Source organism: Vibrio sp. Vb2880 (genome assembly GCF_033337975.1).
Classification (GTDB): Bacteria; Pseudomonadota; Gammaproteobacteria; order Enterobacterales; family Vibrionaceae; genus Vibrio; species Vibrio alginolyticus.
This window is the reverse complement of the sequence record NZ_JAWORT010000044.1, coordinates 1-12,972: the sequence shown is the minus strand read 5'-3', so window position 1 is coordinate 12,972 and position 12,972 is coordinate 1. Positions and strand designations below refer to the sequence as shown.

9 protein-coding genes are annotated in these 12,972 nt (G+C 45.7%); 3 read left to right on the top strand and 6 right to left on the bottom strand.

The window, feature by feature from the left end:
- Window positions 1-686: 686 nt before the first annotated feature.
- From R7M92_RS24115 to zntR, 4 genes are all read right to left on the bottom strand, one after another.
- The gene (locus tag R7M92_RS24115; RefSeq protein WP_318134497.1) at window positions 687-2,822 is read right to left on the bottom strand and encodes a lysine decarboxylase CadA; all 2,136 of its coding nucleotides are present in this window, start codon (window positions 2,820-2,822) and stop codon (window positions 687-689) included.
- A gap of 117 nt (window positions 2,823-2,939) precedes the next feature.
- Window positions 2,940-4,283, bottom strand: a complete 1,344-nt coding sequence (gene cadB / locus R7M92_RS24110) for a cadaverine/lysine antiporter (RefSeq protein WP_017635552.1) — start codon at window positions 4,281-4,283, stop codon at window positions 2,940-2,942.
- Window positions 4,284-4,956: 673 nt separating this feature from the next.
- Entirely contained in the window at window positions 4,957-6,519 is a 1,563-nt protein-coding gene (gene cadC / locus R7M92_RS24105) for a lysine decarboxylation/transport transcriptional activator CadC (protein WP_318134495.1), read from the bottom strand.
- Between the two features lie 163 nt (window positions 6,520-6,682).
- Complete coding sequence (gene zntR, locus R7M92_RS24100; protein ID WP_005382529.1) at window positions 6,683-7,081, bottom strand: Zn(2+)-responsive transcriptional regulator; 399 nt, start codon at window positions 7,079-7,081, stop codon at window positions 6,683-6,685.
- Between the two features lie 265 nt (window positions 7,082-7,346).
- On the opposite strand from zntR, the gene purH reads away from it, so the two are divergent.
- Together purH and purD are read left to right on the top strand one after the other, a co-directional pair.
- Window positions 7,347-8,939 carry a bifunctional phosphoribosylaminoimidazolecarboxamide formyltransferase/IMP cyclohydrolase gene (gene purH, locus R7M92_RS24095; protein ID WP_318134493.1) on the top strand — a complete coding sequence of 531 codons (1,593 nt, stop codon included), beginning with the start codon at window positions 7,347-7,349 and terminating at the stop codon, window positions 8,937-8,939.
- Window positions 8,940-9,094: 155 nt separating this feature from the next.
- Window positions 9,095-10,384, top strand: coding sequence for a phosphoribosylamine--glycine ligase (gene purD, locus R7M92_RS24090; RefSeq protein WP_318134491.1), 1,290 nt, complete (start codon window positions 9,095-9,097; stop codon window positions 10,382-10,384).
- Between the two features lie 84 nt (window positions 10,385-10,468).
- Here purD and R7M92_RS24085 read toward each other — a convergent pair whose 3' ends face one another.
- Both R7M92_RS24085 and hupA read right to left on the bottom strand, forming a co-directional pair.
- A complete protein-coding gene (locus R7M92_RS24085; protein WP_213872162.1) occupies window positions 10,469-11,167 on the bottom strand; it encodes a DUF1481 domain-containing protein in 699 nt (232 codons plus the stop codon).
- A gap of 39 nt (window positions 11,168-11,206) precedes the next feature.
- Window positions 11,207-11,479, bottom strand: a complete 273-nt coding sequence (gene hupA, locus R7M92_RS24080) for a nucleoid-associated protein HU-alpha (protein ID WP_005382524.1) — start codon at window positions 11,477-11,479, stop codon at window positions 11,207-11,209.
- Window positions 11,480-11,732: 253 nt separating this feature from the next.
- Between hupA and R7M92_RS24075 the strand changes: the two genes are divergently transcribed.
- Entirely contained in the window at window positions 11,733-12,866 is a 1,134-nt protein-coding gene (locus tag R7M92_RS24075; RefSeq protein ID WP_017821795.1) for a hemolysin family protein, read from the top strand.
- Window positions 12,867-12,972: the final 106 nt, after the last annotated feature.

Genomic DNA, 12,972 nt, shown 5'->3' with positions numbered 1-12,972 from the left:
TTATCATCAACGAGTGCCCACACAGATTGATAGGTTCTTATTTTTAAAGAGCTTTTCTAACATTTTCAGCAACTTAGTTGCTCGTCGTTAGGGGTGCGTATCTTACTTCACACCGTGAGAGAGTCAAGCATTTTTTCAAATTCTTTTTTCTCTCTTCCCGACTCGCTGTGTGACTTTCGTCTCACTCCGTGTCGGTGGATGCGCAGTATAGGGGGTTGAGAAATTAGCACAAGCGTTTTTTGCAAAAAAACTTTCAACCGCACAAATAACGAGCACTCTGCACAGATACTCAACGATCTTGTCTAATATTTCGGGTTGCAGAGGATCTTTTCATGATGAAACACCTGACTTCTGCATTAAAAGATCGCCGATTTCTTTGTGATTTTGATTGCTGATCTTATCTCTCTTGATTCTTTTTTCTTTCTATCTATATAAAGACGAAAAAAAAGAGCAGAACGATGACGAACTGCTCTTTTGGTCTTTGCTTTTTATTTGGGGTACTTCAGGTGAAGTCTTGGAAAAGTGTTTCTTCTATATATAGAAGAAAAGATCAGAGCATCCTTGCCCTTCTCTTTACGACAGATTAGTTAGGGGTATATCTAAATGTCGTTATTGTTCGATGACGCATTGAGCTCGTAAGAGTGGAGCATGCTTGCATTCCCAATGACGTCATCTTCGAGAGGAACTTAGTTCTTCAATACTTTTACGGTGTAGCTACCATCTTTTTGTTGGTATAAACCGTGGATGTCGGTTTCGAAACCTGGGTAATGCGCACCGATCTCACAAAGCATCTCTAGGAAGTCCAGCACAGGGCGAGACTCTTGAGTCACCATTTCACCAGGAAGTACTAGTGGCACACCTGGAGGGTAAGGAAGGATCATGTTCGCACTTACGCGGCCAACCATTTCTTCCAGTTTGATTTCTTCGATGTTGCCACGAAGCTCTTCTTGCCATGCTGCGTGTGGTGTTACTTTCATTTCTGGAAGTACATCGAACGCTTTGTACATTAGCTCAGGTAAGTTGTATTTCTTAGTTAGGTCATGAATTGCTTGTGCTAGTTCTTGAACGCGCATGCCTTCATAGAAGCTTGGGTCTTCGTTGTATAGCGAAGGTAGGAAGCTCTTGATGGTTAGGTTCAAGTCGTAGCCACGTTTAAATTCAGTTAGGCCGCGTAGCAATTGCATTGCTTTTGATTTGTCGATACCGATTGAGAATAGGAACAACAAGTTGTATGGACCTGTTTTCTCTACCACGATGCCGCGCTCGTCTAGGAATTTAGCCACCAGCGAAGCAGGAATACCTGATTCTTCTAGTTCGCCTTCTTTATTCATCCCAGGAGTCAGTAGCGTTACTTTGATTGGATCAAGATACATGTGGTTGTCATCCATGTTCTTGAAGCCGTGCCATGTGTCGCTAGGGTCTAGTTTCCAACATTCTGTGGTATCGATGTTTTCTGGTTGCCATACATCGAAGAACCAGCTGTCACTTTCTGCTTCTAGGCGTTTGATCTCTTTACGGAAGCGGATTGCGCGATCAATAGAGTCTTGCATCAACTTCTTACCAGTGTTGCCGCGCATCATTGCCGCTGCAGTTTCAGTAGAAGCAACAATGCCGTACTGAGGTGAAGTTGAAGTGTGCATCATGAATGCTTCGTTGAAAGATTCTTTATCAAAGTCACCTTTCACGTGAATCATTGAAGCTTGTGAGAACGCTGCCAACAGTTTGTGTGTTGATTGTGTTTCGTAGAACACTTTGCCTGGCATCGCTTCACCACTCATACCACATTTACCTTCGTAAATTGGGTTGAAGTTAGTGTAAGGCACCCAAGCACTGTCGAAGTGGATGTGTTTACAATCTAGCGACTCTTTGATGAATTGTGTGTTGTACAACAAGCCATCGTAAGTTGAATTAGTCACTACTGCGTAAGTTGGTGCTGTTGCACCTGGTGCTTTCGCCACTTTCTCTGCAATGACATCGCGGCTGAATTCGCTTTGTGGAATACCACCAAGGATGCCGTATGCGTTACGAGTTGGGCGGAAGTAGATTGGTGTCACGTCGCTCATCATCATTAGGTGAGTCAGAGATTTATGACAGTTACGGTCAATCAGTACCGTGCTGCCCGCAGGTGCTGAGTACATACCAACGATTTTGTTCGATGTAGACGTACCGTTAGTTACGATGTACGAGCTGTCTGCATTGAATGTACGTGCGATGTATTCTTCTGCATCTTTATGTGGACCTGAGTGGTCGAGTAGAGAACCTAGCTCAGGCATTGAGATTGATACGTCCGCTTTAAATGTGTTTGGACCGTAAAAATCGTAGAAGATGCTACCAGCAGGGCTTTTCTGGAATGCAGTACCGCCCATGTGACCTGGAGTACAGAAGGTGTATTTACCTTCTTCTACGTATTTGAATAACGCTTTAGTGAATGGAGGCATGATGGCATCTTTGTATGCCTCAGTCGCTTGGTTGATTTTGATAGCGATGTCGTCAGCCATACCTAAAGCGTACTCGAAGAAGCTCACGTTTAGACGTAGGTCTGTTAGTGAAATGTCTAGAGTAGACTGTTCGTTAGCAAATGCGTGAACAGGCAGTTTTTCGTTGATTTGGCTGATACGTTCACATAGCTTTAGTGAGTATTTATCCCAGTCGAACAGCACACCGCAAATGCGTGGGTTCATCTCAATCATTTTGATCAAGTCTTTATCATCTACTGGGTAAACCACTTCGTAGCCCGCTTTCTCAAGAGCAGCGTGAAGTTGACGAACTGGCTCTTCTTTAAAGAACACACCCATGTGGTTCAAGATAGCGAATATATTCATTTGGACATCTCCAAGGCGAATGAGGGCGCTCTTTGCCATTTACAGGCAATGAGTAAGGTGAGCGCCGCGTGAATTTGGGTTTTATGGGCTGGCACCGTAGTGCCAGCGTTTTGGGGATTAGTTGCTTGCTTGGGCAGGCATGTCTTCAGCGTGCATTTTTACGTACTGAGCAAGACCTGCTTTTTTGCTGTAGAACATCAAGATAACTAGAGACACGATGAAGGTTGCTGTTAGCGTACCGCCCTCTGCACCTGCTAGTGCGATGAAGCAGAACAGACAAGCCACACCAGAGAACAGCATTACGAAGCCGTTGCGTGTTGTCATACCTTCGAAGCGAATCAAGTTAATGCTTGAGTAGAAGTAAGGCAGCATTGTTAGTAGAACTGCGTCAGTCGTTAGCTGGTTGAACAGGTCTGATGCGTGTGCTGTTTTAGAGCTGAAGAACATCAGTACAACCATCAGTGCAGTCATCTTGATTGACGCAAGGATTAGACCTTTCTTAGGCACACCGTTTTTGTCAGTTTCGCCGTAGATTTTAGGGAAGTTGCCATCGCTTGCTGCACGTTTACCAGCCTCGCCCACCAGCATCATCCAAGAACCTAGCGAAGTGAAACATGCTAGTGCTGTGAATGCTGATACGAATGGTGCAGTCCAGCTACCGAATAGCTCAGTGGTTGCCAATGCAAATGGCGCACCTGATGCCGCAACTTCTGACGCTGGGAACATGCCGCTGATCATTTGAGTTGATAGGATGTAAATCACACCTGCGATACCAGTACCTAACATAGTTGCTAGTGGTACAGTACGTTTAGGGTTTTCTACCATACCCGTCGATACCGCTGCTGATTCCACACCTACGAATGACCATAGACAGATAAGAACCGCTGTTACTACCGCGTGGCTGTCAGTGCCTGCTGATACGTTCCAGTTTTGGCTGTAAAGCGCAGTATCGAAGTGCGTCCAACCAAATGCAGCTGTACCAACAACTGGGATAAGGATAAGAACTAAACCAAGCGTACATAGACGGCTTACCCAGCTACCACCAAGTAGGTTGACGAAAGTGAAGATCCATACCGATGCAATCGTCGCAATACCTGCTGGGATTGGGTTATTAAGCACAGGGAAGAATACTGAAAGGTAAGAAACACCTGTAATGGCAATAGCCAGGTTACCAATCCAGTTCGCGTGGTAATAAAGAACGCCCGTTTGGAAACCAAATACCGGAGACACTTCGCCAGCATAAGCGATAGGACCACCTTCTTGTGGGTTTTTGGTTGCCAGACGAGCGTAAACGAACGCCAGACTCAGTGCACCGACCAAACAGATCAGCCAACTGAAGATTGAAACAGAGCCTACAGAGGCAAGACTAGAAGGTAATAGTGCAATACCACTACCCATCATGTTACCGGCTACGACACCCGTACAGGCAATAAGGCCGATTTTTTTCGCATTCGATGACATAACATCTCCAAATCTATTCTACTCGAGTCAACATGACTCAAACTGAATGGTAATTAGCGAGATGCTATGAGGAAGAACCTGCTCGACCTCGCTAAATTTCGAAGTGAAGACTACGCCCAAAAACTGAGAAAAAAATAAACTTGGGGTTATCAATAAAATGATTAGTTCATCAACATCAAGTTGAGATAAACATGATAAACACAAAAAAATAAAACTATATTATTCATACAGTTACAAGAAAAACATCAAACCTTCTACCGATAGATAAACTCTCATCAACTCGTTGGTCATCGCGATAAAAGTTATCAACCTCTATCAACTTCCCCATCCCGAAGGGTTAATTCCCTGAAGTGTTGATTCCATAAATCTCTCCCTGATCGCGCTTCTTGACCCAAGTCAATATTCATCTCGCATGCAAGAAGGCACCAAAATCATTCTCGCCACATAACTCATCCAGACACTTCATACAATCAATAGAGATAGAGATAGAGATAGAGATAGAGATAGAGATAGAGAAGCAAAGCGGGTATGCATTCCCGTTGCAAGCTTGCGTTGTTAGCTCCTTCGTAAGTCATTGCCCCACCGCCCCACCCTTTTCACTTTTCGACAGCGACAAAAAAGCCCCTCATCGAAATGAGGGGCTAGCATTAGGCTGACGTTGAGTCCGAGAGAATTAAAGCATTCGAACGACAGAAGGGTGAACGGCGCGATACATGGCGTAATCAATCGCCTTCATGTTACTTGGGAAGACCAAGTTTTCGCACAGCAGGTACGTCTCAACCGACGTATCAATATAGAAAGCTTCACTGTAAGACTCACTGGCTAAATCCAGATCACCATCCAATTCGGCGTGCTTACCGCGAATCACATAGGAAAGCACTGAATCACGTAACCTCAATGCCTGTCCGAGATGCCGCTTGGCTAACGCCATGTCACCAATGATGGTTTCGTGCAGTGCTAAAGCTTCATAAATTCGCGGTTGAATTGGCCCCACCATCATTTTCACATTAGTCTCTAGTGCTTCACTGAGCTGCTGCATTCGCCCTTTCTTCAACTCCTGTGAGAAATCAAGTGCCTTTTGTACATGGTAAGCAATCAACAACTCAGCTTGAACGTAAGCATTATCCGGCTCGATTTCTAAAATGTTTTCCATCAAGTCGATACCTTGGCGGAATTGTTTAGTATCAGAGACATTAAGGTAATGGTTAGCCTGAACAAACAACTCCAACGCGTCGGGATTCATTGGCATTCCCGCCACCAGCATCGTAGATTTCAATTTGGCATCCGATACTTTCAGCACTTGCATCAAATCCAACGATGCTTGTTGAAGCACTGTCTTTAAATGACTACTGGTTAACGCGTATTGACGACTAAACAACACTTTTTCAGATGAGTTATTGCGATATTCCACCTCTAAAAAGCTGCCACCGTCATTCTCACGAACTCTCACCACAACCGATTTACCAGGCACAATGCCAGAAGTAAACGACGCCTTCTTTAGCATGACTCGGTAATCACTGACTTGAGCAATGTCGAACATCAACTTTTGGGCGAATCCGTCTGCCAAATCGTAGCTTAATCCTTCATTCGTAAAATTATCTTGAAACTTGAACTCAATCAGATGGGTATCGATGGCTTGGGTAATACGCACTTCCGATTGCTTGTAGGTAAACACGCCCATCACTACGACCAACATACTGATCCAGATGAAGTTCATAATTCCCAATCGCCAAGGACTGATTTTGTTTTTGCTCTGAGGTGCTTTTTTCTCTTTTGACATCTCGCAGACCGCGCGAGTTAGAGGACCGGCAGGAAAGGTAACGGCTGGTGCTATAGGTAGACAATCCTCTTCCGATTCTTCAACCGAAGGTGGGATCTCTTCATTTTGCCGACTTGTGACAAACTCTTCATGCGTCATAGTAACCACGTTCGCTACCAGCTTATAGCCACGCTTGGGCACCGTGATAACGTAGTTGGTATTTTCCTCTCGACCGTCACGTAGTAGCTTACGCAACTCAAAGATGGATTGAGTCACCACTTGATCGGTCACAATCGCTCCAGCCCAAACGTACTGAATCAATTCCTCGCGGTTGAACACCTCATTCGCATGCTCCGCTAAGAAGTGCAAAAGATTAATTAAGCGTGGCTCAACAGTAACTTCCCTATCTTGTCGATACAGCTTATTTTCATCAACGCTCAAAACCCAGTCATTGATTTGAAAATAGACTCCAACCATGTATGAAAACTCTCGTATCTACAGACAGCGTTACGCTAGGAATCAGACAATGGTCGATTCCTACAAGTAACTAAAGGAAAGATTATAGGTGGGAAAGCAGCGTGTACCTAGAAAAGCAAGTCGCCAAAAATGCAAACTTAAGTTAAGTGATGCAAGAATGAGACTACTCAAGTGCTGCGAGGATAGAGCAATGTGTGGCGTCATCGTCTGTATGACCACAACAAGCATCATTAATCTTCTTTAACGCTCGGCGAATTTTCGTCAGCTCGTTAATTTTCCCATCAATCAGCTCTAACTTAGCAGAAGTAATGGCTTTTACCTCTGCACAGCTGTGTTCTGTCGCTTCTAACTTAATTTCTAACAGGTCTTTAATTTCATCCAGACTCAAGCCAAGATCTTTACCTTTGAGGATAAAGTGCACCTGCTTTTGATTCTCTTCATCATACAAGCGGTAGCCTGATTCGCTTCGCCCTGCGGGTTTTATTAGCGCGTTTTTCTCGTAGAAACGCAATGTATCGGCAGTCACACCACAACGTTTTGCCAGTTCACCTATCTGAAACATAACTTTCCCTATTAACTATCTCGTTACTTTTAAAGCTAAAGAACGACTTTTTTGCAATTATTTTTGAGATGCCAAACGATTGCGCGAGCTTTTTTGTAATAAATTGGTTAGAATACGCGCCATCAAATGTGGAGACTGTTTTCTAACCAGAAAACACCCTGCAAAGGTCTTTACCAAAACTGGCCAATATTTTACCCCAAGAGGTAAAAACAAGTTCATTTTTGGCAAACATCTTTAACTCCGTGAATTTGAGGAAAATGGAAGCATGAATAACGCTCGTCCTATTCGCCGTGCGCTTATCAGCGTATCAGACAAAACAGGTATTGTTGAGTTTGCGCAAGCTCTTGCTGAGCGCGGTGTCGATATCCTATCTACTGGTGGTACAGCTCGCCTACTTGCCGAACAAGGCATCGCCGTAACCGAAGTCTCTGACTACACTGGTTTCCCAGAAATGATGGACGGCCGCGTTAAAACGCTTCACCCAAAAGTTCACGGTGGTGTGCTTGGTCGTCGTGGCCAAGATGATGACGTGATGGAAAAGCACGGCATCAACCCTATCGATATGGTTGTCGTAAACCTATACCCATTCGCAGAAACCGTTGCCAAAGAAGGCTGTACACTAGCCGACGCTGTTGAAAACATCGATATCGGCGGCCCAACCATGGTTCGTTCTGCAGCGAAAAACCACAAAGACGTGACTATCGTTGTTAACGCAGGTGATTACGGCCGCGTAATTGCAGAGATGGACGCAAACGAGAAGTCTCTAACACTAGAAACTCGTTTCGACCTAGCTATCGCAGCATTCGAGCACACAGCATCTTACGACGGCATGATCGCAAACTACTTCGGCACTATGGTTCCATCTTACGGTGAGAACAAAGAAGGTGATGAAGAGAGCAAATTCCCTCGTACGTTCAACCAACAGTTCGAGAAGAAGCAAGACATGCGCTACGGTGAGAACAGCCACCAAGCAGCCGCATTCTACGTTGAAGCAAACCCACAAGAAGCATCCGTTTCTACTGCTCGCCAAATCCAAGGTAAAGCCCTTTCTTACAACAACATCGCAGACACGGACGCAGCGCTTGAGTGTGTGAAAGAGTTCAACGAGCCAGCATGTGTAATCGTAAAACACGCAAACCCATGCGGTGTTGCTCTAGGTAAAGACATCCTAGAAGCGTACAACCGTGCTTACCAAACTGACCCAACATCTGCATTCGGCGGCATCATTGCATTCAACCAAGAGCTAGACGCAGCAACAGCAACCGCTATTGTTGAGCGTCAATTCGTTGAAGTGATCATCGCACCTTCTGTTTCTGCTGAAGCGATTGAAGTGGTTGCAGCGAAGAAGAACGTGCGTCTACTTGAGTGTGGCGAATGGACAACTAAGACAACTGGCTTTGACGTGAAACGCGTGAATGGCGGTCTACTGGTTCAAGACCGTGACCAAGGCATGGTAAGCCTAGACGACCTAAAAGTGGTTTCTAAGCGCCAGCCAACAGAAGAAGAGCTGAAAGATGCACTGTTTTGCTGGAAAGTAGCGAAATACGTGAAATCTAACGCGATCGTTTACTCGAAAAGCGACATGACTATCGGTGTAGGTGCTGGCCAAATGAGCCGCGTTTACTCTGCGAAAATCGCGGGCATCAAAGCTGCAGACGAAGGTCTACAGGTTGAAGGTTGTGTAATGGCATCAGATGCATTCTTCCCATTCCGTGACGGTATCGACGCGGCTGCAGAAGCGGGCATCAAGTGTGTGATCCAACCAGGTGGTTCTATGCGTGATGACGAAGTTATCGCAGCGGCAGACGAACACGGCATGGCGATGATCTTTACCGGTATGCGTCACTTCCGCCACTAATTTCCTCTTCGTATTTGGCACTGTGGCGTCGTTAGCTGCTTTCGCTCACCCCGGTCACATAGCGGGCTATGCTCCCGGGGATGTGCTCAATTGTTGCCTAGCTACATCACCAACTACTTTGAGTAAACAGTATTTATAAGATTAAGGATTTTCATATGCGAGTTTTAATCATTGGTTCAGGCGGTCGTGAACATGCGCTAGGCTGGAAAGCAGCGCAAAACCCAAATGTTGGGACTATTTTCATTGCTCCAGGCAACGCAGGTACAGCACTAGAGCCAAAACTAGAGAACGTAAACATCGATGTAGAAGACATCGCTGGCCTTGTTGCTTTCGCCAAAGAGAAGGCGATTGAACTGACTATCGTTGGCCCAGAAGCACCATTGGTTATTGGTGTGGTTGATGCGTTCCGCGAAGCTGGCTTACCAATCTTTGGCCCTACCCAAGCCGCAGCGCAACTTGAAGGCTCTAAAGCGTTTACTAAAGACTTCCTTGCTCGTCACCAAATCCCAACCGGTGCCTACGCAAACTTCACAGAAATTGAACCAGCGCTTGCTTACGTGCGTGAGCAAGGTGCACCTATCGTAGTAAAAGCTGACGGCCTTGCTGCTGGTAAAGGCGTTATCGTAGCGATGACGCTAGAAGAAGCTGAGGACGCAATCAAAGACATGCTAGCAGGCAACGCATTTGGTGATGCTGGTAGTCGTGTCGTTATCGAAGAGTTCCTAGATGGTGAAGAAGCAAGCTTCATCGTGATGGTGGATGGTGAGAACGTTCTGCCAATGGCCACCAGCCAAGACCACAAACGCGTAGGCGACAAAGATACGGGTCCTAACACCGGTGGCATGGGAGCATACTCTCCAGCTCCAGTGGTAACACAGGAAATCCACAACCGCATCATGGAAGAAGTGATTTACCCAACAGTACGTGGCATGGCCTCTGAAGGTAACCCTTACACTGGTTTCCTATACGCGGGTCTGATGATCGACAAAGACGGCACTCCGAAAGTAATCGAGTACAACTGCCGCTTCGGTGATCCTGAGACACAACCTATCATGATGCGCATGGAATCGGATCTTGTTGATCTGTGCCTAGCGGCAATCGACGAGAAACTGGATCAAGCGGAATCGAAGTGGGATCCACGAGCATCGATTGGTATCGTGTTAGCAGCCGGTGGTTACCCAGCTACATACAACAAAGGCGACGTAATTTCGGGTCTGCCACAAGTTGAAATTGAAGGCGAAAAAGTCTTCCATGCAGGTACAGATAACAAAGATGGCGACATCGTGACAAACGGTGGTCGCGTTCTTTGTGCAACCGCACTTGGCAACAGCGTATCAGAAGCGCAGCAGCGTGCTTACGAGCTTGCAAAACAGATCAGTTGGGATGGCATGTTCCATCGCAACGATATCGGCTACCGTGCAATTGCACGTGAGCAAGACAAATAAAAACAACATAAGTTGGCTAAAAAACAAAAGGCGCACTCAGCGCCTTTTTTTATTGTTCTTGTTCGACAGAATTCGAAGCAATGTTTATTCAGAGATCAACTTTGGCCGAGAAACACAATCAAAGTCATCGTCATTGAGCATCAACAGTTCATCGACCATTGCTTTGTTTCGTGACTGCTTGCCGACAAAAGCCACATAACTGTCTACCGATGAGAGACGCTCGATAATAAATTTTGGCAGCGTCTGATTAAACTCGAGTGTCGAGAACACCTTACCTTTGCAGGTTTCAAACGATTGACCATTCCAATAACCTTGAATAAGGCTCTGATTGTTACGAGACTGCGCCTTAACCGATGCCACTACGTCATTCGCTTCTGCTTTGTAGCGCTCTAATTGGTCATGCTGGAGTGGTAAGACTTTAAGGTTAACACGATATTGTTGGTAAACCGCTTCGCCATCTTTATTGAAACGGATGTGGATTTGAAAAGGCACCAACTCTTGTTTGGTATCAACTTGCTCGCCTTTTCGAATCAACTCTCGCAACTCACCTTCATCCCAGCGATAATCACTCTTGAACCAACCATTGTCCCCCATAGTCACATAATCAGCCGCCGTACTCACACGAGTGAGTTTCTCTGTCATCCAGTACAAGCTGCTAGCATCTCCCGCAACTTTACCACCAGAAAAATGCGTGAATTGTTCTAAATTAGGAGTTTCAACCGATGAACAGCCAAAAAGGGTAAGGCTAGATAGGAGAAGTGAAGTGAGTAGATGTTTTTTCATGAAATTGCACCGAGGCAGGATACCTCGGTGCATTCTAACTTAGTTTACTGATTCTTTCAGCGCTTTACCTGCTACGAATGCTGGTACGTTAGCTGCTGCGATTTGAATCTCGTCACCAGTCTTAGGGTTACGACCAGTACGTGCAGCGCGGTGGTTTACTTTGAATGTACCAAAACCAATTAGTTGAACTTGGTCACCCTCTTTAAGTGCGCCAGTTACACCATCAAGAGTCGCTTCAAGAGCAGCTTTTGCTTGTGCTTTTGATAGGTCTGCTTTCTCTGCGATAAAGTCGATTAATTGGGTCTTGTTCATTAGGTTTCCCTTCTCATAGGTTATCGAATTCGTCTCACTCTAAAACATAAATGCCCCATCTGGCAAAGGTTTGTAAGCGATCTTTCGATTTTCTGACGTACTTTTAGCCATAATATGAGTAATAACTCACAATTTGTTACCACATACCCCCTGAAAACCCTTGCTTTCCAAGGTATTTGGACCAATTTATAAGTCACTTTTGCGGTTATAATAGCTGCAAATAACCACTATCAAACTACATTCAAGGGCAACTATGCTGCTGTTATCCATTTATATCTCTATTGCAATCGGCATTTCGTTTATCTGTTCGGTGCTGGAGGCGGTACTGCTGAGTATCAGTCCGAGCTACATTGCGCAGCTCAATCAACAGGGGCATCCCGCAGCTGGGCAATTGGCTAAGCTGAAATCAGATATCGACCGACCACTGGCATCTATTCTGACTTTAAACACCATCGCTCACACTATCGGCGCGGCCACTGCTGGTGCACAAGCTGCGGTTGTATTTGGTAGCGAAGCATTAGGTATCTTTTCGGCAGTGCTGACATTGGCGATCTTAGTGCTTTCAGAAATCGTACCGAAGACGATTGGCGCGACCTACTGGCGTCAGTTGGCACCCACTGCCGCGGTCGCATTGCGTTGGATGGTATGGGCGCTTACACCCTTTGTTTGGTTCTCAGAGCAAATCACCAAGCGTCTTGCTCGTAACCACGAAGCTCCGAAGATGCGTGATGAGCTGTCTGCAATGGCGATTCTGGCACGTGAAAGCGGTGAGTTTGCCGAGGGTGAATCAAAAATCTTAAGCAACTTGCTTGGCATCCAAGATGTACCCGTAACGCAGGTTATGACGCCACGACCAGTAGTATTCCGTGTCGATGCCACAATGACCATCAATGAGTTCCTAGAAAAACACAAAGATACGCCTTTCTCACGCCCATTGGTTTACAGCGAGCAGAAAGATAACATCATAGGTTTTGTGCATCGCCTTGAGTTGTTCAAACTACAACAATCAGGTTGTGGACAGAAACAGTTGGGAGCAATCATGCGCCCAATTCAAGTGGTGCTAAACAATACCACTTTACCTAAAGTATTCGACCAGATGATGACTCATCGCTTACAGCTGGCACTTGTTGTTGATGAATACGGTACCGTGCTAGGTTTGGTAACGTTGGAAGATATTTTTGAACACCTCGTAGGCGAGGAGATCATCGACGAAGCAGATAAAAGCACTGACATGCAGGAGCTGGCTTACCAACGCTGGGAAAGCTGGAAAGAAATGCACGGCGTAATCGAAAGCCGCGATGACGATGAAGAAGATAATGAGCCGGAGAAGCAGGATAAAGAGCCAGAAGCTCAAGAGCCACCGAAATCCGACTCGAAAGAATCGTAATCAGCATTAGGTATAACAGCTTAAACGCACAAGTAAATTACCACCTTCTAAAGAAGGTGGCTTTGTGTGAGCCCCCTAAAAGGGGGCCTTTGTTTAGTCCAGCGCC

Bases quoted from the DNA above. Each gene is read 5' to 3' on its own strand.
- R7M92_RS24075 (WP_017821795.1), top strand. From the start codon at position 11,733: ATGCTGCTGTTATCCATTTATATCTCTATTGCAATCGGCATTTCGTTT.
- zntR (WP_005382529.1), bottom strand. From the start codon at position 7,081: ATGTTTCAGATAGGTGAACTGGCAAAACGTTGTGGTGTGACTGCCGAT.
- cadB (WP_017635552.1), bottom strand. From the start codon at position 4,283: ATGTCATCGAATGCGAAAAAAATCGGCCTTATTGCCTGTACGGGTGTC.
- R7M92_RS24115 (WP_318134497.1), bottom strand. From the start codon at position 2,822: ATGAATATATTCGCTATCTTGAACCACATGGGTGTGTTCTTTAAAGAA.
- cadC (WP_318134495.1), bottom strand. From the start codon at position 6,519: ATGGTTGGAGTCTATTTTCAAATCAATGACTGGGTTTTGAGCGTTGAT.
- purD (WP_318134491.1), top strand. From the start codon at position 9,095: ATGCGAGTTTTAATCATTGGTTCAGGCGGTCGTGAACATGCGCTAGGC.
- R7M92_RS24085 (WP_213872162.1), bottom strand. From the start codon at position 11,167: ATGAAAAAACATCTACTCACTTCACTTCTCCTATCTAGCCTTACCCTT.
- hupA (WP_005382524.1), bottom strand. From the start codon at position 11,479: ATGAACAAGACCCAATTAATCGACTTTATCGCAGAGAAAGCAGACCTA.
- purH (WP_318134493.1), top strand. From the start codon at position 7,347: ATGAATAACGCTCGTCCTATTCGCCGTGCGCTTATCAGCGTATCAGAC.